The organism is Pararhizobium sp. DWP1-1-3 (assembly GCF_049896125.1).
GTDB lineage: Bacteria > Pseudomonadota > Alphaproteobacteria > Rhizobiales > Rhizobiaceae > Pararhizobium.
This window is the reverse complement of the sequence record NZ_JAFCTR010000006.1, coordinates 182,437-208,523: the sequence shown is the minus strand read 5'-3', so window position 1 is coordinate 208,523 and position 26,087 is coordinate 182,437. Positions and strand designations below refer to the sequence as shown.

The window sequence follows — 26,087 nt, the reverse complement described above, 5'->3', positions numbered from 1 at the left end:
GGCAGGCAGGAAGAAACGGTTACAGCGGCAGGCGGACAATCGCCGTCAGGCCTGCCGGCAGATACTCGATCTTCACCGAACTTCCCATGACCTTGTCCAGGCTCCGCTCGATCAGGATCGAGCCGAAACCGCGCCGTGAGGGCTCCCCGACCGGGGGACCGCCGACCTCTGTCCACGTCATGTGCAAAACACGACGGCCATCCTCATCGACACTGCGGGCAGTCAACACCACCCTGCCGCCGTAAACCGACAACGATCCGTATTTCGCGGCATTGGTTGCCAGCTCGTGCAGAACCAGCCCCAGCCCGACCGCTTGATCCGGCCCGAGCAGGATCTCGTCCTTGTGGATCTCGATCTGCTCTTCATAGTCGCGGACATGCGGTGCCAGCTGTTTTGCCAGCAATGCAGAGAGGCGAATTTCGCCCCATTCATGGTCCGAAAGCAGCCCATGCGCTTCGGAAATGGCCTGTAGGCGCCCCGCGAAGGCGGTCATGAATTCCTGCGGATCGCTTGTCTGCCGCAATGTTTGGCGCGCCAACGACTGCAGCATGGCGAGCGTGTTTTTGACGCGATGATTAAGCTCGCGGAGCAAAAGCCGGGTGCGCTGGGTCGCGCCCTGCTGCTCGGTCACATCGATATTGATACCCAGAAAAACCGTTGGCTTGCCCTTGGCGTCGCGCTCGTGAACGCGGCCACGGCCCAGCAGCCAGCGTCCCGATGACGCCACACGGAAGGTCCCGTCATATTCCTGGTCCTGCGTCATCGCAGACCGCAGCCTCGAGAGCGTCGCCACGCGGTCGTCCGGATGAATAGCGCCAAATATGTCCCGTGCCTGCACGCTCTTGGCGAAGGGCATGCCGAACATGCGCAGCATCGGCTCATTGCAGGAGACATTGCCCGAGCGGATATTCCACAACCAGCTCCCGACATTGGCCGCATCCAGGGCCATCGCATGCCGCTGCTCTTCGCGCGACAGCGCTGCTTCCTTCAGAGCGCGCTGTCGCGCCTCGTGCTTGAGGGTAAAAAGAGCCGAAGCTATGCGTGACAGCCGTTGCAGCTGAACAATAAGTTGCGGCGCCAGGTCGGCGCGCGGCTTGACATCGAAAACACAGATGGTGCCCACCGATTGATTGCCGATAACCAAGGGAACCCCTGCATAAAATCGCAGAAAGGGCTCACCGACAACGCGCGGCTGGTTGGAAAAACGAGGGTCTGCAGTGGCATCAGCAACCACCAGTGCGCCATCGGAAGCGCCCGCGATGGTGTGCACACAAAAGGAATCAGCCGACGGCGCCCGTGGCTCACTGATGCCACTGGCCGCCTTGAACCATTGATCCTTGGCATCGACAAGAGTGACCAGTGCAACCGGTGCATCGAAGAGACCGGCGGCTATATCGGCGAGATCGCGGAAATCGGCGTCTGGTTCGGCCATGTCCGGAATGACCGCGTGCAGGACCGCAAGCCTCTGGGCTGAGGCCAAAGCTGCCGCCACCGCCGGCTGCAAATCACTAGTCTCATCAATCATAAATTCCATACCCGGCCAGGCAGTGCCAAAATCTCGTCCGTCAGCCTTGGCGCTGCGATGCGCCTGTGCAGTTTCTGCACGATTGCACCCCGCGGTGCAATCTGCAGGATAACACTTTGCATCTACCAAACCTCGCAGGAAAGATTTGGTTGATGCCAACGATCTTGATTGTCAGGAGATAAAAGCACGCGACGTTATGGGCGCCGAGGTGGCATCCGGTCCATATTCGTTCTCACCGGTCACCTGCAGAATATCCTGCAATCGCTGACGTGCCCGATTGACGCGACTCTTGATCGTACCAAGCGCGCAGCCGCATATTTCCGCAGCTTCCTCATAGGAAAACCCGGAGGCTCCGACGAGGATGATCGCCTCGCGCTGATCCGGCGGCAGCGTTTCCAGCGCCCGCTTGAAATCCTGGAGATCCAGCGAACCATACTGTGCAGGGTGCTGGGCAAGAGACTCGGTAAAATACCCGTCGCTGTCCTGAACCTCCCGGCCGCGCTTGCGCATCTGGCTGTAAAGCTCGTTGCGAAGGATGGTGAAAAGCCAAGCCTTCATATTCGTACCCATCTCGAAATGGTCCTGCTTTGCCCACGCCTTCATGATGGTATCCTGGACCAGATCGTCGGCGCGGTCGTGCCTGCCGATCAGCGACATGGCAAAGGCGCGCAGGCTTGGAAGCGCTGCGAGCATCTCACGCTTGAAACTGGGTTCCTCAGAAGTCATGGCGCCGCTCATTCTGCCACACCCGGCATCGACTTGCGCTCAACCGCGTCAAGCTTCTCAAGCAGGTCGAGAAAGCGGTCCGGAATAGCTTCTTCCTGAACTGAAAGATAAAGCGCGCGGAGCTTGGTCGCAATCTGCGCGTTAGGATTATCGGTACGCGCTGACCTCACGGCGTCACGCCCTGCCCCAATTTTGTCCGTCATCAATGCCAGATACCTTCAATATTCATATGGCAGCATAATGCGCGGCGAAAAAAAATGTTCCGCGAAAAGGAACCTTTTTTTTCGCGTCGCGTTTGTTTGCTGTCATGGCCACAAGCTCGGCCAGATTGAGGGAGTTTTTACATGTCACTATCCACCCGGATCGCTCCGTTTCTGCCCTATCTGCGCCGATATTCCCGCGCATTGACAGGATCGCAGACGTCGGGCGACGCCTATGTCGCAGCCGTTCTGGAGGCGCTGATCACGGACGTCAGCATTTTTCCCGAAGCCAGCAGTGACAGGGTTGCCTTGTTCCAGCTGTATACCAAGCTCTTCGGCTCATCATCCGTTCTGATTCCGGAACCGGTTTCGCCATTTGCCTGGGAAAAGCGCGCTTCGATCAATCTTGCTTCGGTATCGCCGCTCGCCCGCCAGGCTTTTCTTCTCGTGTCCGTGGAAGGCTTTCGCACAAGCGAAGCCGCCGAAGTGCTCGATACGACAGAAAGCGGCATGAACCAGTTGCTCGAGCGCGCATCCGAAGAGATTTCCCGCCAGGTCGCGACCGATATCATGATCATCGAGGACGAGCCGCTGATCGCGATCGACATCGAACAGATGGTGGAAAGCCTGGGTCACACGGTGACCGGCATTGCCCGTACGCGTGACGAAGCAGTCGCCCTGTTCAAGGCAACACGGCCAAGCATGGTGCTTGCCGACATCCAGCTGGCCGATGGCAGCTCCGGTATTGATGCCGTCAACGATATTCTGAAGAACACCGCCATTCCGGTGATTTTCATCACGGCGTTTCCCGAGCGCCTGTTGACCGGCGAACGGCCGGAACCAACCTTTCTGGTCACCAAGCCATTCAATCCGGACATGGTCAAGGCATTGATCTCCCAAGCGTTGTTCTTCAACGAATCCACAAAGGCTGCTGCTGCCTGAGGTCGGTTTTGCACGAACGACGACTGAACAGTCTCGACAACGGCACGGGGTCAATCGGCATCCCGTGTAACATACAGGCAAGAGAGCCGGCCCCATTTCCGGTCAGAATGCCGATTGGATCCACCGCTTGTTCTGAATGCTGGACTTGCACGGAGAACTGATCAGAAAATGGAAGGCGCTTCGCGTGGGCAATGCAGGCAATTCAGCCCCGATCATGACCGGCGCCACGGTAAGCAAGGTTTTGATGGAGCTGGTTTTGAAGAAATCAGGCTCCGGCTTTGTCTACCAGTCCGACAATCTCGACACCATTCTGTCCGGAAACCTGCCTGAAGGACTGCAACTGCTGGCAACGGCAACACAGGCAGACGAAACCGTGTTTGGCGCGGATGACGGCGCCCGTCTGATTGCCCTGAAACGCAGCGTCGCCGGCAACAACACGCCCATATCGACGGAAGTTGATGTAACCGCCGCCGCCGGTGTGCTGACATACCGCATCGATATCGAACGTATCGAGACGGCGGACATGACCGGAATTCTCTCGGTGATCACCGATATCTCTGAGACAAGGCACCGCGAGCGGATCTTGAAGACCCTGCTGCGCGAACTCAGCCATCGCTCAAAAAACCTGCTGGCGATCATTCAGGGCATTGCGACACAGACAGCCCGTCAAGCGCTGTCGCTCGACTATTTCCTCACCAAATTTCGCGGCCGTATCCAGTCGCTGTCCTATTCGCAAGACCTCGTCACCGATTCCAGCTGGCGCGGGGCCTATCTGTTTGCATTGACAGAGCGGCAATTCAGCGCCTACTGGCCGGATTCCCAAAGGCCGATCTCCATCACCGGCATCAATGCGCATCTCTCTCCCAACGCGACGCTGCATATCGGCCTCGCGCTACACGAACTCATCGTAAACTCGGCCTCTTACGGCGCGATCTCGGCAGGCCTCAACTCCCTGACCATCGATTGTTTCGAGACGATCCTGGACGAAAATGCGGCCATCGAGCTTGCCTGGGTCGAGGATCTGCCGCCAGCGGCGACACAGCGGGAGGCGGACGAGCACACATTTGCGCGCACCGTGCTGGAGCGTGTCGTGCCGGTGGCGATCGGCGGCAAGGCGATGTACCTCACAGCACCCGATCGCATCGAGTACCGCCTGACTATCCCATCCCGTGAATACGAAATCATCAACGATGATATGATGCGGTAGGCTGGGCATGCCCCCGATTACCACCGCAAAAATGGCAAAAAAAACAGCCAGCGCCGGGGAAGGCACTGGCTGATATTGACAACTCACCGAGGGGGCGTGTGAGCTGATGCTGGAATATATATTGGGGTTCCCATTGGGGGCGATGTGAACCGCTATCCAGACATCATGGAAACGGGCCGGCACACGAAAGGTTCCGATCGAACTGAACTTTTTTGAAAATATAAATTCGGCCGCTTTCAGAGCGCTTCCAGCTCGGCCCGATGCCTGTAGAGGCTGAGGAATTTGCGGTAATCACGGTCATAGATTTCCCGCATGTCCGCGTTCGGATATTGCTCATGGCCGCCGGGCGACATCGCCGGTCCGGCGGCGCGAAGGTCCGGATAGAGACCGCCCGCGACAGAGGCCACCATGGCCGTACCGAGCAAAACGGCATCGTTGGTTTCCGGCACGACGACCGTGCAGCCGGTGACGTCGGAATAAAGCTCCATCAAAAGCACATTGCGCACATGGCCCCCGGTCACATGCAGCGTGTCGAGATCGTAACCTGCTTGTTTCATCATTTCGAGAATGTGGCGGATCCCGAGCGCAATCGCCACACAGGTGCGCCAGTAAAGCCGACACAGCGCGTCGAACGAACTATCCAGCGTCAGGCCGCTGATGACGCCAAGCGCATGCGGATCGGCAAGTGGCGAGCGATTGCCATGAAAATCCGGCAGAACGTGCAGGCGCGCTGCAAAATCGTTGCCATAGGCAGCGCGCAGTTCCTGAATGCGAAGAACGATTCTAGCGTGAACTTCGGCATCCGGTTCGCCGCCGGAACTGTGACTGCGAACCACGTGATCAAGCAGTGCACCGGTTGCCGATTGACCGCCCTCGATCAACCAGCTGCCGGCAAACGCCGCCTCGAAATACGGCCCCCACATGCCAAAACCCGGCTTCATCTCCTGGGAAAAGGCGACAATGCAGCTGGAGGTCCCGGCGATCAGGGCAAGCTGCCGCTCCAGCCTGTCCGGTTCGCCGGCAAACGCGCCCAGCACACCGATGGCGCCGGCATAGGCGTCGATCAGCCCCGTCGCCACCGCGCAATCCTCATGCAGACCGAGTTCGGCCGCAGCCGCTGCCGTCAGATGGCCGACCGACTGCCCGACCGGCAGCGTCTTATCCGGCAAACCGCCACGCTCGCGCAAGTCCTCAAGCCCGATCGTTGTCAGGAACCCGTCCTGCCAGCCATTTTCCTTGTGCGAAAGATAATTCCATTTGGCCGTCAGCGTGCAACGCGACCGGGCGGCATTGCCAGTTGCCCGCCAGGACATGAAATCGGCCAGATCGAAAAAATATCCGGCCTTCTCCCATTGCTGCGGCAGGTTCTGCTTCAGCCACATCAGTTTCGGCATCTCCATTTCCGGAGACATCACGCGGCCGGAATGGTTGAGCACCGGATGTTCGGTGGCCGTGCAGAAATCGGCCTGCTTCAGCGCCCGGTGGTCGAGCCAGACGATGGTGTCCCATCGCGGATCGCCCTTGCGATTGACCGATAAAGGCGCTCCGTCCCTGTCGCGCACGACGAGCGAGCAGGTTGCGTCGAAACCGATTGCGGCAATGGATTCGGCAGGCACTCCGGCCTTGGCGCGGGCGGTCTTGACGGCGATGCAGACGGCGGCCCAGATGTTTTCGGAATCGTGCTCGGCGTGGTTTTCCTCAGGCCGGTTCATCGCGATCGGATAGTCCGCGCGGGCCAGTTGTCTGCCATGCCGATCGAAAATACCAGCGCGAGCGCTGCCGGTTCCGACGTCGACAGCAACGATCAAATCAGCCATCAGAGCCCTGCGTTCCCATCCCTTTGTTCTTTACGGACAAAATGGATCAATTCCCGCATGTCGTCAAACAGCACGTCAGGCGAAAGCCGCCGCAATGATTCCAGATGCCGCTCGGACTTTGCGTGCGAGGCGCCGGCAAAGGCAAAAACCCGCATGCCTGCTGCCTTGGCCGCCTCGATCCCGGCAGGACTGTCTTCGACGACGATGCAGTTTTCCGGCGGCGTTGCCATCTCGGCAGCGGCATGCAGGAAGAGATCCGGTGCCGGTTTGCCGTGCTTCACCATGCTGGAGCTGAACAGATGGGGCTCAAGCTTGTCGATCAGCCCGGTGATGGTCAGCGAAAGCCGGATACGCTCCATCTGGCTTGACGAGGCGACGCATCGGGGAAGATCGAGCTGATCGAGTGCCGTGGATATGCCCGCTACAGGCTGTAGTTCCTGCTGAAACCGCTTGTAGAGATCAAGGCGCATCTGCTCCAGAAAATGATCGTCCACCGCAAGGCCGTAATCGTCATGCAGGATGTCCGACATGGTCTTCAGGCTCTTGCCGAGAAACCGCTCCGTTGCCTCTTCGGCATCCATATCGACACCGGCATTGCGCAACACACGCACCAGCACATCAAGCGACAAAGGTTCGCTATCGACCAGAACCCCGTCGCAATCGAAAATCACCAGTTTTGGCGGATGCGTATTCATAGGCGTCAGACCACCGCTTGCCCGCCGGAGCGGCCGCAGTATCCGGCCACGACGTTACCCTGGGGCTGAAGCGTCATGAGGTCATTCTCCAAGTTTTCCGTCGAGATAGAGCTGCAGCGTCGCCCGCGTGCCCTTGTCCCAAAGCGTCCGCAGCGCATGCGCGAACCGTTTCTGGAACAGCGTTGATTGCGCAACATCGCCGAAGATGTCCGAAAGCGCAAGAAAGGCCTGTGGATCGTCCTTAGCTTTGATCGCCGCCGCATGAAGCCGGTCGGCGCTGGCATCGTTGAAGGCGATCGGCTTGCCGCTATCGGAGGTTCCCGCAAAATAGCGGCACCAGAGCGCCGATACCAGCGCAAGGCCGACGACATCCTCGCCACGCTGCAGCCGGTCAGCCGTCGTCGGCAGGATGAATTTCGGCTGCCGGTTGGAACCGTCCTGCGCCAGGCGCGGGATGGTGTCGGCGATCTTCGGATTGAACAGCCGCGACTCGACCTTTTTGAAATAGGCGTTCAGGTCGGTATTCGGCACCGGCGGGATGACCGGGATGATCTCATCCTGTTCGAGCTTCGCCAGGAAGGCGCAGACCGTCTTGTCCTCCATCGCCTCATGGACGAAATGGATATCGAGAAGCGCTGCCGGATAGGCAATCGCTGCATGGCCGCCATTGAGGATACGGATCTTCATATGCTCGTAAGGGCCGACATCCGGCACGAACTGGACACCGACCTTTTCAAGCGCCGGGCGGCCAGCGGGGAAATGATCTTCAAGAACCCACTGCTTGAACTCTTCACAGAAGACCGGCCAGTTATCGTCGATACCGTAATCATCGGCAACAATGCCGACTTCACGCGGGCTGGTCGCCGGGGTGATGCGATCGACCATGCCGCTTGGAAAGGCGACATTGGCCTCGATCCATTCGGCAAAGGACGGATCGGACAGGCTCGCAAGGCCGGACACGGCCGCATGCGTGACTTCGCCATTTCCCGGAATATTGTCGCAGGACATCACCGTGAACGGCACGATGCCCTTGTGCTTGCGGGCTTTCAAACCGGCAATGATCAAGCCGAACACGGTTTTCGGGTCATTCGGGTTCTGGCTGTCGGCAACGATGGCCGGATGTCTGGGATTGAACACGCCCGATGCCGGATCGATGAAATATCCGCCCTCGGTGATCGTCAGCGAGACGATGCGGATCGCCGGATCGGCAAGCACGGCAATCGTCGCTGCGGCATTACCCGGCCGCAGATAGTCGATCATCGGCGCCGTGACGCGCGCAGCGCTCTTGTTGTTGTCCTGCTCGACCACCGTCGTCAGGAAATCCTGTGCTTCGAGCTTTTCCCGCATCGCCTCGTCCGATGGCAAAACCCCTGCCCCGACAATCGCCCAGTCGTGGTCGCTGCCGGTGTTGAACAGATCATCGAGATAGATCGCCTGATGGGCGCGGTGGAAGTTGCCAACGCCAAAATGGACGATGCCAGCCTTTAACGCGGATCGGTCATAGGCCGGGATCGCGGCGGTCGCCTTGATGGCGGTAAGATTGGCGAGCGAGAGTTTGGTCGTCATGTTCATTCCTTTCGACGAGCTGTGAACTCAGCTCATCCAGTTGCCGCCATCGACATTGTAGGTCTGCGAAACGACATAGTTGCTGTCTGCGGAGGCGAGGAAGACCGCCATTCCCGTCAGGTCTTCGGCCGTGCCCATGCGTCCGAACGGAACTTCGGCACCGACAAGCCTCTTCTTCTCGCCGAGCGGGCGATTTTCATACTTGGCAAACATTGCATCGACACCATCCCAATGCTCGCCATCGACAACGCCGGGCGCAATCGCATTGACGTTGATACCGTGCTTGATGAGGTCCAGCCCTGCCGATTGGGTCAGGCTGATGACCGCCGCCTTGGTGGCGCAATAGACGCCGACAAGAGCTTCGCCCCGGCGCCCCGCCTGGCTTGCCATGTTGATGATCTTGCCGCCGCGTCCCTGCGCGATCATCAGCTTTGCAGCAGCCTGCAGGGTAAACAGCGTGCCGGAGACATTGATCGTAAACAGCCTGTCATAGCTTTCGCGGGTGATCTCGACGATCGGTGCCAGATCGAACAGGGCTGCATTGTTGACGAGGATATCGAGGCCACCCGCCTTTGCGGCCACCGCCGCAACCGCCGCGTCGATCGACGCCTGGCTGGTCACGTCCATCTGGACCGCATAGGCCGAAGGTCCAAGCTCGGCGGCCGTTAGGGTGGCGCGCTCGAGATTGATATCGGCAATCGCAACGGTAGCGCCTTCGCGGATGTAAGCCTCCGCGAAGGCGCGTCCGATCCCGCGCGCCGATCCGGTGATCAGAGCGCTTTTACCTTTGAGCCGTGTCATCGAATTGCCAGTCCCTTGTCCGTGAATTTGTGCACGCGGCCCTCTTCCGGTGTGAGGAAGACCTTGTCGCCATGCTTGACTGCAAAATCGCCGCCGACACGGGCTGTCACCAGCCCGATGCCATCGACATGAATGTGCAGGAAGGTATCCGATCCAAGATGTTCGGCGACGCCGACGGTGCCACGCCAAGCCCCGGATTCCGTCGAGAGTTTGAGATGCTCCGGACGAACACCGATCGTATGTGCGTTATGCGGCTTCGAGAATTCGCCGGTGGCAAAGTTCATCCGCGGCGAACCGATGAAGCCGGCGACGAAGATATTGTCCGGCCGGTGATAGAGATCGAGCGGCGAACCGACCTGTTCGATATTGCCGGCGTTGAGCACGACAATCTTGTCGGCCATGGTCATGGCTTCGACCTGGTCGTGGGTGACGTAGATCATCGTCGTCTTCAACTGATGATGCAGCTCGCTGATTTCCAGCCGCATCGTGCCGCGCAAGGCCGCGTCCAGATTGGAGAGCGGCTCGTCGAACAGGAAGGCCGAGGGTTCGCGCACGATGGCGCGGCCGATGGCAACACGCTGGCGCTGGCCGCCGGAAAGCTGGCCGGGGCGCCGGTCGAGATAGTTGGTGAGGTTGAGGACGCGCGCCGCCTCCGTCACCTTCTTGTCGATCACACCCTGATCCATCTTCGCCATCTTCAGGGGGAAGGCGATATTGTTGCGCACCGTCATGTGTGGGTAGAGCGCGTAAGACTGGAACACCATGGCCAGTCCACGTTTGGCCGGTGCCATTCCCGTGACGTCGCGTCCGTCGATCTCGATCGTGCCTGACGACGTATCCTCAAGACCGGCGATCAGACGCAGCAAGGTCGATTTTCCGCAGCCCGAGGGACCGACGAAGACGACGAATTCGCCCTCGTTGATCGTCAGGTCGATACCGGGAATGACCTGCGTCGCGCCAAAGCTCTTGTTGACCTTTTTCAGCTGAATATTGCCCATGCGTGCCTCCCAAGTCTTTTCTGTGCGTTACTTCACGGCGCCAAAAGTCAGGCCGCGGACAAGTTGTTTTTGTGAGAACCAGCCCATGATCAGGATCGGTGCGATGGCAAGGGTCGAAGCTGCCGACAGCTTTGCCCAGAACAGACCTTGCGGGCTGGAGAACGAGGCTATGAAAGCCGTCAGCGGCGCCGCATTGGTGGTGGTCAGCCGGATCGTCCAGAACGCTTCGTTCCAGGCAAGGATGATGTTGAGCAGCATGGTCGAGGCGATACCAGGCACCGCCATCGGCGTCAGCACGTAGACGATCTCGCCCCAGAGCGATGCACCATCCATCCGCGAGGCTTCCAGGATCTCACCGGGAATTTCGCGAAAGTAGGTATAGAGCATCCAAACGACGATCGGCAGGTTGATCATCGTCAGCATGATGGTGAGGCCAAAGCGGCTGTCGAGCAAGCCGAAGTCGCGGAACAGCAGATAGATCGGCACCATGACGGCTGCAGCCGGCATCATCTTGGTGGAGAGCATCCACATCAGGATGTCCTTGGTCTTGTTGGTCGGCGAAAAGGCCATCGACCATGCGGCCGGTACCGAAATCAGCAGCGCGAGCAGCGTCGAGCCAAGCGACAGGATGACCGAGTTCAGGAAGAACTTGAAATAATTACTCTGGGCCTGCACGGCGCCGTAGCTTTCGACCGTGCCCGAGGGAACGAGATTGAACCCCTGGATCGCCTCGGTCTCGGATTTGAACGAGGTGATGATCGTGTAAAGGATCGGGAAGAAGATCACGAGTGCGATGATCCAGGCGACGATGGTGAAGAAGACGGTTCTTCTGGTCGAAACGGCACGTGCCATGGTCTTGCCTCCCTTAAAAAGCTGTTCCAGGAAAAGTGTGAAGCGGTTTTCCGTCAGGAACTGCGTTAACTATTTGTCGAGGTTCTTGCCAACGGCGCGCATCAGGAAGAAGGCGACGATATTGGCGAGGATGACTGCGATAATGCCGCCGGCCGAAGCGCCGCCGACGTCGTAGCCGAGCAGAGCGGTGCGGTAGATCAGGAACGGCAGGTTGGTCGATGCGTAACCCGGACCGCCATTGGTGGTAACGAGGATTTCGGCATAGACCCCCAGAAGGAAGATCGTCTGGATCAGGATGACGACGGTGATCGAGCGGGCCAGATGCGGCACCGTCAGGTAGATGAAGCGGTTAACGAAGCCGGCGCCATCCATTTCGGCGGCTTCCTTCTGCTCGCCGTCAAGCGACTGAAGGGCGGTCAAAAGGATCAGCGTTGCAAAGGGCAGCCATTGCCAGGCGACGATGATGATGATCGAAAACAGCGGATACTGACCGAACCAGTCGATCGGCTGCAGTCCGAAGAAGCGGCTGATATCGGCAAACACGCCATATTGCGGATGCATGATCATGTTCTTCCAGACCAGCGCCGCAACCGGCGGCATGACGAAGAACGGTGAGATCACCAGGATGCGGACAAGCCCCTGCCCCCACATCGGCTGATCGAGCATCAGCGCAATGGCGACGCCGCCGATGACCGTGATAAAAAGCACGCCGCCCACGATGAGCAGCGTGTTCCAGATGGACTGGAAAAAAGCAGGATCCGTGTAGAAATACTGATAATTGAACAGGCCAGCGAAACTGACATTGCCGGGGTTGAGCAGGTTGTAGTTCTGGAACGAGAACCACAGCGTCATGGCCAGTGGCACGATCATCCAGATCAGGAGAAGCCCGACAGACGGGGCCATCATCCAGCGCGCAAGCGCCCGCGTATTCTGCGTAGCCATTTCAACACCCTCCCTCTGATGCCGGTCCGGACACCCGCCCCGCCGGGAGGGCAGCAAGCCGGCCGCCTTGGTCGTCTTTTTGGAAAAGCCTGACGTCAGACGCGGTGACCAATAGACTTCACAGCGGACGACGCCAGGTTAGAGTTGGCAACCCGGATGGTAGTCCGGGCTGCCTGTCCTTGGGAAGGAACCTACTTGATGTAACCGCCGCGGGTCATTTCGCGGGTGGTTACCTGCTGTGCCTGCGCCAGCGCATCATCAACCGTCATCTGACCGGCGAGAGCCGCCGAGAACAGCTGACCGACCGTCGTGCCGAGACCCTGGAATTCCGGGATGGCGACGAACTGAACACCGACGTAAGGCACGGGCTTGACGGACGGGTTCTTCGGGTCGGCGGCATTGATGCTTTCGAGCGTCATCTTGGCGAACGGCGCCGCCTTCTGGTACTCGGGGTTGTTGTAGAGCGAGGTACGCGTACCCGGAGGAACGTTTGCCCAGCCTTCCTTGGCAGCGACCACGTCGAGATAGTGCTTGCTGGTTGCCCAGGACACGAACTTCTCGGCAGCTTCCGCCTTCTGGGTACCTGCCGGAACGGCAAGGCTCCATGCCCAAAGCCAGTTGCCACGCTTGCCAAGGCCCGTATCCGGAGCGAGAGCGAAGCCGACCTTGTCGGCGACCGTGGAGCCTTTCGGATCGGTTACCATGGACGCGGCGACAGTGGCATCGATCCACATGCCGCACTTGCCCTGCTGGAACAGCGCCAGGTTTTCGTTGAAGCCGTTGGACGAAGCACCCTGGGGACCGGCATCGTTCATCAGCTTGACATACATCTCAAGCGCGTTTTTCCACTCCGGCTGATCGAACTGGGGCTTCCAGTTCTCGTCGAACCAGCGGGCGCCGAAGGCGTTGGAGGTGGCGGTCAGGAACGCCATGTTTTCGCCCCAGCCAGCCTTGCCGCGAAGGCAGATGCCGTTGATGCCGGCGGCACGATCGGTCATCTTGCGGGCTGCCTCACCGATGAATTCCCAGGTCGGGGCATCGGGCATCTTCAGACCGGCCTTTTCGATCAGGTCCTTGCGGTACATGACCATCGAGCTTTCACCGTAGAACGGTGCAGCGTAGAGCTTGCCGTCCTCCCCGGTCAGGCCCGAGCGGATGGCAGGCAGCAGATCGTCGACGTCGTAGTCGGCGCCGAGCTTGTCGAGCGGCAGGAGCCAGCCCTGCTTGGCCCAGATCGGAACTTCATAGGTGCCGATCGTGAGCACGTCGTACTGGCCACCCTTGGTGGCGATATCCGTGGTGACGCGTTCGCGCAACACGTTTTCCTCGAGCGTTACCCAATCGAGCTGAATGTCGGGGTTGGCCTTGGTGAAATCGTCCGTCAGCCCCTGCATGCGGATCATGTCGCTGTTGTTCACCGTGGCAATGGTGAGAGTTTCTGCCTGGGCGAAACCCGCGATGACGATTGCCGAGCATGTGCCCAGCAGGAAAGTTTTCAAGTTCATATATCTTCCTCCCAGAAGAGTTATGAGCATTTGCCTTGCTCGTGGGCAATTACTCACATATCCGCGAAAAATGTCAATCGGCATTCGTTGCTGCAGTGCAGAAACGTCCGATGGCCTGTTTGATTTTGCTTGTGAAAATTTCTGTCTAGACGCTCAATTGGCGAGCAAAAACTGGGCCGTTGCCTCGTCCGTGATCAAGCCGTTGATCACTCGCCCCGTCAGAGCGGCCCGCAAAGCAACCTGTTTGCGCTGGCCCTTGGCGATGCCGATGACGGTCGCCGAATCACGCGACGGCAAGGGCACGCTGGCAACACGCTCGTTGATACTGCCGGACAGCATCCGCCCGTCGCGATCAAACATCCAGCCGCAGATTTCACCCGCAGCCCCCTCGTCCATCAGCTGCATCATCTCGTCGCGCGCCAAAAAGCCATCCTCGCACAAGGGCGCGTCCTGGCCGAGTTCACCGACACCGACAAAGGCGACATTGGCTTCGGAACCGAGCTGCAGGGCAGATTTGACCAGCGCCTGATTGTGCAGCAGCTCCCGCTCCTCCGGTGAAGACACCAGAACCGGCAGCGGCATCGGAAAATGCCGGGCCTTGACGGCATCCGCCATCGAGAAGATGACGTTGTAATAAGCAGCTGATCCATCCAGACCGATATTGCCGGTCAACGAGACGATGCGATGCTGCGGACATTCCATCGCCGGCAGCTGGTCGATCGCCGCCTTCAGCGTTCGCCCCGTGCCGATCGCCAGGATGATCGGATCGACCGATTTCAGCCAGCGCTCGATCTCGGCCGCCCCCGCTTCCGCAATGCCGACCGTCGTCGATGAAGACCCGGGGTCACTCGGCACGATGTCCACTTGCCACAGGTCGAATTTTTCCTTGAGGCGAAGCCCGAGTTCCAGGCAGGCGGCGATCGGGTGGTCGAGGCGAACCTTGATCAGACGTTCGGCCATTGCCAGAGAAACGAGCCGCTGGGCCGACTGGCGCGAGATGCCCATCGTGGAGGCGATTTCGTCCTGCGTACGCCCGGCGACATAATAGAGCCAGCCCGCACGCGCGGCGTCATCGAGCCTGTTATTACCGTCCGGTCTGCGCGCCATTGTCCGTACTCCCTGAACGATGTGCTGACACTTTTTCCAGGCTTCTGTCAAACACAGACCATAAGACTTGCCTTTTCAGCCCCCTTGAAACCCCTACGATGCTGGGATTCCAGCGATTTTCATTTAAAATTTTACCGTTTGATAAAAAAATAAAGCGTGTTACCGTTTCAACATCCTGAGGCGCGACATTTGGGAGCAAAAAATGGGAACGACTGAAACTGGAATACTGAGCGGGCGCCTGTCACCCGTCGAATACGAGAAGAATTTTTCCGATCTGCACCCGCCGCTGGACGAGCATGAAGCACTGGTCGCCTCCGACCGCTGTTATTTCTGCTACGACGCGCCCTGCATGACGGCCTGTCCCACCTCCATCGATATCCCGCTGTTCATCCGGCAGATATCGACTGGAAACCCCATCGGGTCGGCAAACACCATCTTCGACCAGAACATCCTCGGCGGCATGTGCGCTCGCGTCTGTCCCACCGAAACGCTCTGCGAACAGGCCTGCGTGCGCAACGAGGCCGAGCACCGGCCGGTCGAGATCGGACGGCTGCAGCGTTATGCGACCGATATTGCCATGCGCGAAAACCGGCAGTTCTACCAGCGTGCCGCACCGACCGGAAAATCCATCGCCGTCATCGGTGCCGGCCCGGCCGGTCTTGCCTGCGCTCACCGCCTGGCCGTCAAGGGCCATGACGTCACCATTTACGATGCCCGAGAAAAGGCAGGCGGCCTCAATGAATACGGCATCGCCACCTACAAGGCCGTCGATGATTTCGCCCAGGCCGAGGTCGATTACGTGCTTGCCATCGGCGGTATCGATATCCGCAATCGCATGATGCTCGGACGTGATTTCTCGCTGAGCGACATGCTGGCCAAGCATGATGCGGTGTTCCTCGGTCTTGGCCTTGTCGGCGTCAATGCGCTGAGGGCCGAAGGCGAAACCGCAGAAGGTGTCGAGGATGCCGTCGATTTTATCGCGGCACTGCGCCAATCGCAAACCAAGGCCGACATCGCCATCGGTCGCCGCGTCGTGGTGCTCGGCGGCGGCATGACGGCCGTCGATGCGGCCGTTCAGGCCAAGCTGCTCGGCGCAGAGGAGGTGACCATCTGTTATCGCCGCGGCAAGGAGCATATGAACGCCTCCGTGTTCGAGCAGGATCTGGCTGCCGCCAAGGGCGTTACCATCCGCCACTGGCTGCAGCCCAAGCGCATCATTGCCCGTGATGGCAAGGTTGCCGGGATCGAACTCGACTATACGGCTATTGCCGACGGCCGGCTGACGACAACCGGCGAGACCGGCGTCATCACCGCCGATCACGTGCTCAAGGCCATCGGCCAGACGTTCGAGGCCGACGGTCTCGGCATCATCACCCTGCAGTCCGGCCGCATCGTCGTCGATGCCCAAGGCCGCACCTCGCTCGACCGTGTCTGGGCGGGTGGCGACTGTGTACTGGGCGGCGAGGACCTGACGGTTTCCGCTGTTGCCATGGGCCGCGACGCCGCCGAATCGATCAACCACGTGCTCGCCGCTGCATCGCAGCCGGCTGTTGCCGTCGCTTGAAGGGGAGAATGAACCATGGCTGATCTGTGCAACAATTTCGTCGGCATCAAGTCTCCGAACCCCTTCTGGCTGGCTTCGGCACCGCCAACCGACAAGGCCTACAATGTCGAGCGCGCCTTCAAGGCGGGCTGGGGCGGCGTCGTCTGGAAGACGCTGGGCGAGGAAGGCCCGCCGGTCGTCAATGTCAACGGCCCGCGCTATGGCGCCATCTGGGGTGCCGACCGCCGTCTGCTCGGTCTCAACAATATCGAACTGATCACCGACCGCGACCTCTATACCAACCTGCGCGAAATGAAGCAGGTGAAGATGAACTGGCCGGATCGCGCCCTGATCGCCTCGATCATGGTGCCATGCGAGGAAAACGCCTGGAAATCGATCCTGCCGCTGGTGGAAGAAACCGGCGCTGACGGCATCGAACTCAATTTCGGCTGTCCGCACGGCATGTCGGAACGCGGCATGGGCGCTGCGGTCGGACAGGTGCCGGAATATATCGAGATGGTCGTGCGCTGGTGCAAGCAGTATACCCGCATGCCGGTCATCACCAAGCTGACCCCGAACATCGCCGACATCCGCAAGCCCGCGCGCGCCGCCAAATCCGGCGGCACCGACGCCGTCTCGCTGATCAACACGATCAATTCGATCACCTCGGTCAATCTCGATACCTTCTCGCCGGAACCATCGATCAACGGCAAGGGCAGTCACGGCGGCTATTGCGGCCCGGCGGTCAAGCCGATCGCGCTCAACATGGTGGCCGAGATCGCCCGCGATCCAGAAACCTACGGACTGCCGATCTCCGGCATCGGCGGCATCACCACCTGGCGCGACGCGGCCGAATTTCTCGTCCTTGGCGCCGGCAACGTGCAGGTCTGCACGGCGGCCATGACCTACGGCTTCAAGATCGTCCAGGAGATGATCACGGGGCTTTCGGACTGGATGGATGCAAAAGGACATCGCGACCTCGACGATATCTGCGGCCGCGCCGTGCCCAACGTTTCCGACTGGCAGTATCTCAACCTCAACTACATCGCCAAGGCAAAGATCGACCAGGATTCCTGCATCAAGTGCGGCCGCTGCCACATCGCCTGCGAGGATACCTCGCATCAGGCGATCACCCAGTTTGTCGATGGCAAAAGGCATTTCGAGGTGATGGAAGACGAATGCGTCGGCTGCAATCTCTGCGTCAACGTCTGTCCCGTGCAGGACTGCATCACCATGGTGGGTCTGGAGCCCGGAATGCTCGACGAGCGCACCGGCAAGGTGGTCGATCCGAACTATGCTAACTGGACGACCCACCCGAACAACCCGATGGCCAATCAGGCCGCCGAATAATCTTCCTCTGCAAGAATATCAGCCGCCCCGTCGAAAGGCAGGGCGGCTGATCGTCGGTCAGCGCTGCGAAATGCAGCGGATTTCAAGACAGTGCCGGCAGACTGCCGATTGCGCACGGCATGGCAACGGTGCGTCCACAAAAACGTGCGTTGCCCCTTACCGCGAACTCGTCAATAAGAAGGGACGAAGATGCGGCTTTGCCGCCAACACCGGATGTCTGCTTGAAGATCGCCTCCTCACGTACCCGCAAAAGGCTGCATCTCCTGACGGGCGCCTGCCTTGGCCTGTTTCTGCTCACGCATTTTTCAAACCACGCCCTGGGTCTCATCTCCGTCGAAGCCATGGAAGCGGCGCGCCGGATTTTCAACTCTGTCTGGCGCAGCTGGCCGGGAACGGTGCTCCTGTACGGTTCGCTGCTCGTGCACTTCGTGCTCGCCCTTGAAAGCCTTTATCGCCGTCAGACTCTGCGCATGCCGGTGCGGGAAGCGCTGAAAATCATCTTCGGCCTCACCTTTCCCTTTCTCATCGTCAGCCATGTGGTCAGCACGCGGGTCGAGTGGATGCTCACGGGTTACGGCGACGGCTATTATCAAGTGTTGCCAGCGCTCTGGTCGAACCCCTTCAACGCGACACGGCAATCGCTGGCTTTGATTTTCGCATGGACGCATGGGTGCCTGGGCGCCTGGTTCTGGATGCGGGGCCGCAGTTGGTATCCGCGCTATTTCCTGTTTTTCTATTCCTTCGCCGTGCTCGTTCCGATGCTCGCTCTGCTCGGTTTTGCCGTCGGCGCCCGATCGCTGGAGGTCGGGCTGCCATCGACAACCTGGTTTATGCCACACCGCACCCCGCCCGAAATGATCGGGCAAATCAGGACGTCCATCGTTGCCGGCCTGATCGCAATGATCGCCGGGACCTTGACCCTGCGCGCCATTCCTGTGCGCGGAAAAATTCGCGTCACCTACCCGGACCGGGCCATCTCGGTCGCAAAAGGTTTCAGTGTGCTCGAGGCAAGCCGTGCCGCCGGTATCCCGCATCTGTCGATCTGCGGCGGACGTGGACGCTGTTCGACCTGCCGGGTGCGGGTGACGGAGGGTCTGGAGCGCCAGCCGCCGGCCAGCGATGCCGAACAGGCGACGCTGACGCGTATCCGCGCACCCGACAATGTGCGGCTCGCCTGCCAGCTGCGGCCGAGCCACAATCTGTCGATCTCCCCCATCCTGGGCGGCGACAATGTCGGCCTGAAAGCCCAACCGACAGAGCAGCAGGCCGCCGGCCGCGAACGTCATATCGCCGTCTTGTTTTGCGATCTTCGCGATTTCACCCTGCTTGCCCAGAAACAGCTGCCTTTTGATACGGTCTTCCTGCTCAACCGTTATTTCGAGACCATCGGGGAAGCGGTGGAAGAGTCGGGCGGCGTCATCGACAAATTCATCGGTGATGGCGCGCTTGCAATCTTCGGGCTGAATAACAGCATCGAGGAAGCCTGCGCCCAGGCGCTGACGGCGACGGCGCGCATCGCCAAGGGGATCGATGTGCTCAACCGCAACTTCATGAGCGAACTGGACAAACCGTTGCGCATCGCCATGGGCATGCATGCCGGTCCGGCGATTATCGGCCAGATCGGCTATGGCAAGGCCTCGTCGCTGACCGCTGTCGGCGACACGATCAACGCGGCAAGCCGCCTGGAAGGCTTTGCCAAGGAATATGACGCCCAGCTTGCCGTTTCAGCCGATCTGGTCCGCTATGCCGGGCTGAAGGTGGACAACCGGGAAAGCTACAACATCTCCATTCGCGGCCGCGCCGGCACGCTCGAAACGCTGATCGTCGAGAGCGCGGAGGAGGTGGAAGCCATGCTCGCAGCAGGAAAACAGCCGGAGAGCCCGGCGGTCTGACAGGCTGAATGTGGATCGTCGTCAGTCAGGTGCTGCCGTCCCTGATTTCCAGGCCGCTGACGAACAACTGCTCGAGAAATCGCGCCGCATCTTCGAAACGCCCCTCGCCCGAGCGCTCCTCGCCGAGCACCCCGCGCACCTGAACGTCGAAATCCGCATAATGCTGGGTCGTCGACCAGATGGCGAAGATCAGGTGATAGGGGTCGCACTTGGCAATTTTGCCGGCCTTGGCCCAACTGCGGATCACCTCGGCCTTCTCATCGACGAGCGATTTCAAAGGGCCTTTCAACTCATCTTCGATGTGCGGCGCACCCTGCAGGATTTCATTGGCGAACAACCGGCTTTCGCGCGGAAAATCCCGCGCCATTTCCAGTTTGCGCCGAATATAGCTGCGGATTTCCGAAACCGGGCTCCCCTCCGCATCGAACTCGCGCAGCGGATCGAGCCAGCTGTCCAGCACCCGATCGATCAGCGCCCTGTGCATCGCGTCCTTGGTGCGGAAATAATAAAGCAGGTTGGGCTTCGACATGCCCGCCACATCGGCGATCTGGTCGATGGTGCTGCCGCGAAAACCGTGGGTGGCGAACACGTCCAGCGCCGCCTCCAGAATCAGTTCTTCCTTCTCCTCCTGGATGCGGGTTCGCCTTTGCGTTCGGGCTGCCCTCGGAAGTACCATCTTTCCCCCAGTCTTCTCAGCAATCGCCACGGGTGCGCGGCCTTTAAAACGTCCGAAAACAGCAGGATCCAAAAATTCGGACGGCGCTGACGTTTTTTCTGTTTTTCCACCTTGAGTGCGGCAACGGAAGTTGTAATGTTTTACCAACCGGTCAAATTATCAGTCAGTTCAAACGCAAACGCAACGGCTGATCGTAGGGCAATCGAAAAAACCAGATGCCCCGATTTGACCACGGGAACGACGGGATGCGCAGCCAAATCTGCCTCCCTTAAAAAGAATGAGGAGAACCGTCATGGCTCATGCACCGGGCGAGAACATGCGCGTCAAGGCCGACCGTCTGTGGGATTCACTGATGGATATGGCCAAGATCGGCCCTGGCATTGCCGGCGGCAACAATCGCCAGACATTGACCGACGAAGACGGCGAAGGCCGCCACCTGTTTCAGACATGGTGTGAAGACGCCGGCATGACCATGGGCGTCGATAAGATGGGCACGATGTTTGCCACCCGCCCCGGCACCGATCCCGACGCCCTGCCCGTCTATGTCGGTTCGCATCTCGACACCCAGCCGACCGGCGGCAAATATGACGGCGTGCTTGGCGTGCTTGGCGCGCTGGAAGTCGTGCGCACCATGAACGATCTGGGTATCAAGACGAAACACCCGATCGTCGTCACCAACTGGGCAAACGAGGAAGGCGCACGTTTCGCACCGGCCATGCTGGCCTCCGGCGTCTTTGCCGGCATCCACGAGCTCGACTACGCCTATGGCCGCAAGGACCCAGAAGGCAAGACCTATGGCGACGAGCTGAAACGGATCGGCTGGCAGGGCGACGAAGAGGTCGGCGCCCGAAAAATGCACGCCTATTTCGAGTATCATATCGAGCAGGGCCCGATCCTCGAGGCGGAAGAAAAGACCATCGGCGTGGTGACGCACTGTCAGGGCCTCTGGTGGCTGGAATTCACGCTGACCGGCCGTGAGGCGCATACCGGCTCGACCCCGATGAACCTGCGCGTCAACGCCGGCCTTGCCATGGCGCGGATCATCGAGATGGTTCAGGGTGTTGCCATGGAAAACCAGCCGGGCGCCGTCGGCGGTGTCGGCCAGGTGTTCTTCTCGCCCAATTCGCGCAACGTGCTACCAGGCAAGGTCGTCTTCACCGTCGATATCCGCTCTCCCGACAAGGCCAAGCTCGACCGGATGCGCGCCAAGATCGAGGCCGAAGCGCCGAAGATCACCGATGCGCTCGGCGTCGGCTGTTCAATCGAAGCCATCGGCCATTTCGAGCCAGTCACCTTCGATCCGACGCTGGTCACCGCCGTTCGCACCGCCGCCGAAAAGCTCGGCTACAGCCACATGAACCTGATCTCAGGCGCCGGCCACGACGCCTGCTGGGCCTCCAAGGTCGCCCCCGCCACCATGGTCATGTGCCCCTGCGTCGGTGGTTTGAGCCACAACGAGGCGGAGGAAATATCGAAGGAATGGGCATCTGCCGGGTGCGATGTGCTGTTCCATGCGGTGGTGGAGACTGCGGGGATTGTGGGGTGAAGATTTATTGCAAGATTACTGGTCGCCAAGCCCAGGCGATCCTCGGACACCACGACGTTGTCCCTGTCTACAAATGTTTCCTACCGGGGCGCCCGTCAAATGAGGATGCTCATGCTCACAAATTCGAACACATCGAAGATGCTGCAGTTTTTCTAGTTAGCCAACCTGGCTCAGGGATACGCGTAATCGCAACAGGCTCCGGAACAGGTGAAAAAACAGCGATATTGAGCAAAACTATCGTCATCGAGCGGGATGCATAAGACCGTTTAATATTGGGAGATAGCAATGACCACAGTCATCAAAAACGGCACCATCGTCACCGCCGACCTCACCTACAAGGCCGACGTCAAGATCGATGGCGGCAGGATTGTCGAGATCGGGCCAAACCTCCTAGGCGATGAGACGCTGGATGCGACCGGTTGTTATGTCATGCCCGGCGGCATCGATCCGCACACCCATCTCGAAATGCCGTTCATGGGCACCTATTCTTCTGACGATTTCGAGAGCGGCACGCGGGCAGCGCTCTCCGGCGGCACGACGATGGTCGTCGACTTCGCCCTGCCCGCCCCCGGCCAGTCGCTGCTCGAAGCACTCACCATGTGGGACAACAAGACGTCGCGGGCCAACTGTGATTTCTCCTTCCACATGGCGATCACCTGGTGGAGCGAGCAAGTCTTCAACGAGATGCAGACCATCGTTCAGGACAAGGGCATCAACTCGTTCAAGCACTTCATGGCCTACAAGGGCGCGCTGATGGTGGATGACGACGAGATGTTCCACTCGTTCCAGCGCTGCGCCGAGCTTGGTGCGTTGCCGATGGTGCATGCAGAGAACGGCGATATTGTTGCCCAGATGCAGGCGAAACTTCTGGCAGACGGCAACAATGGCCCGGAAGCCCACGCCTATTCGCGGCCCCCGGCCGTCGAGGGCGAAGCCACCAACCGCGCCATTATCATCGCCGACATGGCAGGCAGCCCGCTCTATGTGGTCCACACCTCTTGCGAACAGGCCCATGAAGCCATCCGCCGCGCCCGGCAAAATGGCATGCGCGTCTATGGCGAACCGCTGATCCAGCACCTGACACTGGATGAAAGCGAATATGCCAATCCCGATTGGGATCACGCCGCCCGCCGCGTCATGTCGCCGCCGTTCCGCAACAAACAGCATCAGGACAGTCTCTGGGCAGGCCTGGCCGCCGGTTCCCTGCAGGTGGTCGCGACCGATCACTGCGCTTTCACCACCGCACAAAAGCGCTTTGGCGTCGGCGATTTCACCAAAATCCCCAATGGCACCGGCGGGCTTGAAGACCGGATGCCGATGCTCTGGACGAATGGCGTCGCCACCGGCCGCATCACCATGAACGAGTTCGTCGCCGTCACCTCGACCAATATCGCCAAGATCCTCAACATGTATCCGAAAAAAGGCGCGATCCTCGTCGGCGCCGATGCCGATCTCGTCGTTTGGGATCCGAAACGCTCAAAGACGATTTCAGCCACAAGCCAGCAGTCGGCGATCGATTACAACGTCTTCGAGGGCAAGCAGGTCACCGGCCTGCCGCGCTACACGCTGACGGGCGGTGTCGTCGCCATCGAGGAATCGACGATCAAGACGCGGGAAGGCCAGGGCAAGTTCGTCAGCCGCGAACCCTTTACGGCCGTCAACAAGGCGCTCTCGACCTGGAAGGACATTACCGCGCCGCGCAAGGTCCAGCGCACCGGCATTCCGGCAAGCGGGGTGTGAAGGTGAGCGCCGCAACCCGCATGGCTGTGTTGCTTTTCGCCAGCTTTTCGATGGCCGCACCGGCTATCGCGAGCGAGACTTTCCTCGATGGCGATTACGGCAACAAGGATGGTTGCGCCTATTCCAAGACCGGAGAATCCACCGGATCGGACAATTTCTTCCTGCTGACCAACGAAGGCATCACCACGGCAGCATCCTCTTGCAGCTTCAAGGGTCCTGTGACGAAAAACGGTACATCCTTTGCCGCGACAGTCTCATGCAGTGCCGAGGGCGAAAGCGGCGAAGCGGACGAGAGTGTCGAGATCCTGCGCACACGCAAGGATTACACCATCGCTTTCAAGGACGGGACACGCTGGGGGCCTCTGAAGAAATGCAAATGATGTGTCCCCCATCCAGCATGGCACTCTGTCGCCGGCCGGCGGGCCAAGGGCGGTATGATGAGCCCGCTCACGCAACACCAGAATTAGAGCGAAACGGAAGTCTCCAGCAACAGCACGACGCTCTCCGGCACATTCGGATCGGCGCACGCTGTCACCACAGACAGGGACCGGTCCGGCAGACCTTTCCGCATCTCCCCGGCATCGATATCGCGCGCAGCATACCCCATTCAAAAAATATGAAGTACGACTATCGGAGGCAGAAAGCCGAATGACGTCACACCAATCTTCCAGGCAATGGCATTCAGGGCGGAGCGCACCGGACACAATGACAACCACACCAGCATCCGTCGTTTCGGCGCGCGATCTCGGCCTCACCTTCGAGACCAATGACGGCCCCGTCAACGCGCTGACCGGCGTCGATCTCGACGTCAACAAGGGCGATTTCGTCTCTTTCATCGGCCCTTCCGGCTGCGGCAAGACCACCTTCCTGCGCGTCATCGCCGATCTGGAAAAACCGACCTCCGGCTCGATCACCGTCAACGGCACGACGCCGGAAGACGCCCGCAAGAACCGCTCCTATGGGTATGTCTTCCAGGCCGCCGCGCTTTACCCGTGGCGCACCATCGAAAAGAACATCGCCCTGCCGCTGGAAATCATGGGCTATAGCACCGCCGACCAGAAAGCCCGGATCGACCGCACCCTGGAGCTGGTGAACCTGACGGGCTTCGGCAAAAAGTTCCCCTGGCAGCTTTCGGGCGGCATGCAGCAGCGCGCCTCGATCGCCCGTGCGCTCGCCTTCGATGCCGATCTTCTCTTGATGGACGAGCCTTTTGGCGCACTCGACGAAATCGTCCGCGATCACCTGAACGAGCAACTGCTGAAACTCTGGGACCGCACCAACAAGACGATCTGCTTCGTTACCCACTCGATCCCCGAAGCCGTCTATCTCTCCACCAAGATCGTCGTCATGAGCCCCCGTCCCGGCCGGGTCACCGATATCATCGAATCCACCCTGCCCAGGGACCGCCCGCTCGGCATCCGCGAAACCCCGGAATTCCTGCAGATCGCCCACCGTGTACGCGAGGGATTGAGGGCGGGGCATAGCTATGATGAGTAGGGCGGCGGAAATCGTGGTGAAGGCCCCTCCCCAACCCCTCCCCACAAGGGGGAGGGACTTGACCGCGCTCGCTGCGGCTCCCAGGCTCCCTACGCGCACAGGCGTGCGGAACGTGGGCTTCCGGTCAAGTTATCAAGGCTTTCAGCCCGCTAGGAGGATTCTGGAGGACGAAGCAGATGCCACGGGTTTCCCCCTCCCCCTTGTGGGGAGGGTGGTGAGCGCAGCGAACCGGGAGGGGTCTTTCTTGCCACACTCCAATATCGACCCAAAAACTCGAACGAGGGCCAAGAAACTACGCACCGAACTGACCAAAGCGGAAGCAAAAATGTGGAATATGCTGCGAGACTTCCGCGCGCGTGGCGCCCGTTTCCGCCGCGAAACTCCAATCGGCCCCTACATCGCTGATTTTTCCTGGCTGTCGGCTCGCATTGTGATTGAAGTGGATGGCGATAGCCATGAAACGTCAATTGGAAGAAAGCACGATAGCCAACGTGACCGGTTCCTTCAGACGCAAGGTTTTACCGTCCTGCGCTTCGACAATGCACAGGTGGTTGATGGTCCGGACTACGTTTTTCTCACCATAGAGCGGGCCATTTCACCCTTTCTACAGATCGAGCCAAGCCAATGAACCTCTCCTTCATCCTCTGGCTCTCCGCCTCCATGGCGATTTTCCTCAGCGCCGCAACAGCATCGCGGTACTATGTCTCCAGCAACAACATCCTGATCCTGCTGTTCTCGCTCGGCCTCTATTGCCTGGGCAACCTGATGATGGTGCGGCTGATGCGCGAGGGCGGGCTTGGGCTTGCCATTTCGGCATCGGCCGTCGCCCAGCTGCTTCTGGTCAATGTCATCGCCTTTGCCGTCTTCGGCGAGCGCATGACCTTGCCGCAACTGGCCGGCGTCGCGTTGGGCGTTGTGTCGATGGGGCTGATGCTGATGCCCACGGGAGGGAAGGCTTGA

General features: G+C 59.8%; 24 protein-coding genes. 11 read left to right on the top strand and 13 right to left on the bottom strand.

The window, feature by feature from the left end; genetic code table 11:
• Window positions 1–19 precede the first annotated feature (19 nt).
• From ACP7BS_RS15105 to ACP7BS_RS15095, 3 genes are all read right to left on the bottom strand, one after another.
• Window positions 20–1,525, bottom strand: coding sequence for a sensor histidine kinase (locus ACP7BS_RS15105; RefSeq protein WP_426238756.1), 1,506 nt, complete (start codon window positions 1,523–1,525; stop codon window positions 20–22).
• 171 nt (window positions 1,526–1,696) lie between these two features.
• Window positions 1,697–2,251 (bottom strand): RNA polymerase sigma factor, encoded by a 555-nt coding sequence (locus ACP7BS_RS15100; protein WP_426228472.1) that lies wholly within the window; start codon window positions 2,249–2,251, stop codon window positions 1,697–1,699.
• Window positions 2,252–2,259: 8 nt separating this feature from the next.
• Window positions 2,260–2,454, bottom strand: coding sequence for a NepR family anti-sigma factor (locus ACP7BS_RS15095; protein ID WP_426238755.1), 195 nt, complete (start codon window positions 2,452–2,454; stop codon window positions 2,260–2,262).
• A gap of 141 nt (window positions 2,455–2,595) precedes the next feature.
• Between ACP7BS_RS15095 and ACP7BS_RS15090 the strand changes: the two genes are divergently transcribed.
• Together ACP7BS_RS15090 and ACP7BS_RS15085 are read left to right on the top strand one after the other, a co-directional pair.
• Window positions 2,596–3,393 (top strand): response regulator, encoded by a 798-nt coding sequence (locus tag ACP7BS_RS15090; protein WP_426238754.1) that lies wholly within the window; start codon window positions 2,596–2,598, stop codon window positions 3,391–3,393.
• Between the two features lie 244 nt (window positions 3,394–3,637).
• Window positions 3,638–4,600 (top strand): HWE histidine kinase domain-containing protein, encoded by a 963-nt coding sequence (locus ACP7BS_RS15085; RefSeq protein ID WP_426238831.1) that lies wholly within the window; start codon window positions 3,638–3,640, stop codon window positions 4,598–4,600.
• 236 nt (window positions 4,601–4,836) lie between these two features.
• Here the strand turns inward: ACP7BS_RS15085 and ACP7BS_RS15080 are convergent, their stop codons facing one another.
• From ACP7BS_RS15080 to ACP7BS_RS15040, 9 genes are all read right to left on the bottom strand, one after another.
• Entirely contained in the window at window positions 4,837–6,417 is a 1,581-nt protein-coding gene (locus ACP7BS_RS15080) for an FGGY-family carbohydrate kinase (RefSeq protein WP_426238753.1), read from the bottom strand.
• The gene (locus ACP7BS_RS15075) at window positions 6,417–7,112 is read right to left on the bottom strand and encodes an HAD family hydrolase (RefSeq protein ID WP_426238752.1); all 696 of its coding nucleotides are present in this window, start codon (window positions 7,110–7,112) and stop codon (window positions 6,417–6,419) included. The genes ACP7BS_RS15080 and ACP7BS_RS15075 overlap by 1 nt, the downstream gene beginning before the upstream one ends.
• An 81-nt stretch (window positions 7,113–7,193) precedes the next feature.
• A complete protein-coding gene (locus tag ACP7BS_RS15070) occupies window positions 7,194–8,678 on the bottom strand; it encodes a mannitol dehydrogenase family protein (protein WP_426238751.1) in 1,485 nt (494 codons plus the stop codon).
• A 27-nt stretch (window positions 8,679–8,705) separates the two neighbouring features.
• Entirely contained in the window at window positions 8,706–9,479 is a 774-nt protein-coding gene (locus ACP7BS_RS15065) for an L-iditol 2-dehydrogenase (RefSeq protein ID WP_426226943.1), read from the bottom strand.
• Window positions 9,476–10,477: an ABC transporter ATP-binding protein gene (locus ACP7BS_RS15060; protein WP_426238750.1), complete on the bottom strand. Its 1,002-nt coding sequence runs from the start codon at window positions 10,475–10,477 to the stop codon at window positions 9,476–9,478. Before ACP7BS_RS15060 ends, ACP7BS_RS15065 begins: the two co-directional genes overlap by 4 nt.
• Before the next feature lie 27 nt (window positions 10,478–10,504).
• Complete coding sequence (locus ACP7BS_RS15055) at window positions 10,505–11,329, bottom strand: carbohydrate ABC transporter permease (protein ID WP_426238749.1); 825 nt, start codon at window positions 11,327–11,329, stop codon at window positions 10,505–10,507.
• A 69-nt stretch (window positions 11,330–11,398) separates the two neighbouring features.
• Window positions 11,399–12,271, bottom strand: coding sequence for a carbohydrate ABC transporter permease (locus ACP7BS_RS15050; protein WP_426238748.1), 873 nt, complete (start codon window positions 12,269–12,271; stop codon window positions 11,399–11,401).
• Between the two features lie 191 nt (window positions 12,272–12,462).
• The gene (locus tag ACP7BS_RS15045) at window positions 12,463–13,776 is read right to left on the bottom strand and encodes an ABC transporter substrate-binding protein (protein ID WP_426238747.1); all 1,314 of its coding nucleotides are present in this window, start codon (window positions 13,774–13,776) and stop codon (window positions 12,463–12,465) included.
• Between the two features lie 153 nt (window positions 13,777–13,929).
• Window positions 13,930–14,883, bottom strand: coding sequence for a sugar-binding transcriptional regulator (locus tag ACP7BS_RS15040; protein ID WP_426238746.1), 954 nt, complete (start codon window positions 14,881–14,883; stop codon window positions 13,930–13,932).
• A gap of 202 nt (window positions 14,884–15,085) precedes the next feature.
• Here ACP7BS_RS15040 and ACP7BS_RS15035 point away from each other — a divergent pair, with 202 nt between their 5' ends.
• From ACP7BS_RS15035 to ACP7BS_RS15025, 3 genes are all read left to right on the top strand, one after another.
• Window positions 15,086–16,447, top strand: coding sequence for an NAD(P)-dependent oxidoreductase (locus ACP7BS_RS15035; protein ID WP_426238745.1), 1,362 nt, complete (start codon window positions 15,086–15,088; stop codon window positions 16,445–16,447).
• 15 nt (window positions 16,448–16,462) lie between these two features.
• The gene (gene preA / locus ACP7BS_RS15030; protein WP_426238744.1) at window positions 16,463–17,776 is read left to right on the top strand and encodes an NAD-dependent dihydropyrimidine dehydrogenase subunit PreA; all 1,314 of its coding nucleotides are present in this window, start codon (window positions 16,463–16,465) and stop codon (window positions 17,774–17,776) included.
• Window positions 17,777–17,997: 221 nt separating this feature from the next.
• Entirely contained in the window at window positions 17,998–19,668 is a 1,671-nt protein-coding gene (locus ACP7BS_RS15025; RefSeq protein WP_426238743.1) for an adenylate/guanylate cyclase domain-containing protein, read from the top strand.
• A gap of 25 nt (window positions 19,669–19,693) precedes the next feature.
• Here ACP7BS_RS15025 and ACP7BS_RS15020 read toward each other — a convergent pair whose 3' ends face one another.
• Window positions 19,694–20,344, bottom strand: a complete 651-nt coding sequence (locus tag ACP7BS_RS15020) for a TetR family transcriptional regulator C-terminal domain-containing protein (protein ID WP_426226928.1) — start codon at window positions 20,342–20,344, stop codon at window positions 19,694–19,696.
• Between the two features lie 292 nt (window positions 20,345–20,636).
• Between ACP7BS_RS15020 and ACP7BS_RS15015 the strand changes: the two genes are divergently transcribed.
• The 6 genes from ACP7BS_RS15015 (at window position 20,637) to ACP7BS_RS14990 (ending at window position 26,087) form a co-directional block, all read left to right on the top strand.
• Window positions 20,637–21,890, top strand: a complete 1,254-nt coding sequence (locus ACP7BS_RS15015; protein WP_426238742.1) for a Zn-dependent hydrolase — start codon at window positions 20,637–20,639, stop codon at window positions 21,888–21,890.
• Between the two features lie 285 nt (window positions 21,891–22,175).
• Window positions 22,176–23,630 carry a dihydropyrimidinase gene (gene hydA, locus ACP7BS_RS15010; protein WP_426238741.1) on the top strand — a complete coding sequence of 485 codons (1,455 nt, stop codon included), beginning with the start codon at window positions 22,176–22,178 and terminating at the stop codon, window positions 23,628–23,630.
• 2 nt (window positions 23,631–23,632) lie between these two features.
• Window positions 23,633–24,010: a hypothetical protein gene (locus ACP7BS_RS15005; protein WP_426238740.1), complete on the top strand. Its 378-nt coding sequence runs from the start codon at window positions 23,633–23,635 to the stop codon at window positions 24,008–24,010.
• Between the two features lie 325 nt (window positions 24,011–24,335).
• Complete coding sequence (locus ACP7BS_RS15000) at window positions 24,336–25,127, top strand: ABC transporter ATP-binding protein (protein ID WP_426238739.1); 792 nt, start codon at window positions 24,336–24,338, stop codon at window positions 25,125–25,127.
• A gap of 214 nt (window positions 25,128–25,341) precedes the next feature.
• Entirely contained in the window at window positions 25,342–25,755 is a 414-nt protein-coding gene (locus ACP7BS_RS14995) for an endonuclease domain-containing protein (RefSeq protein ID WP_426238738.1), read from the top strand.
• Window positions 25,752–26,087 carry a hypothetical protein gene (locus ACP7BS_RS14990; RefSeq protein WP_426238737.1) on the top strand — a complete coding sequence of 112 codons (336 nt, stop codon included), beginning with the start codon at window positions 25,752–25,754 and terminating at the stop codon, window positions 26,085–26,087. Before ACP7BS_RS14995 ends, ACP7BS_RS14990 begins: the two co-directional genes overlap by 4 nt.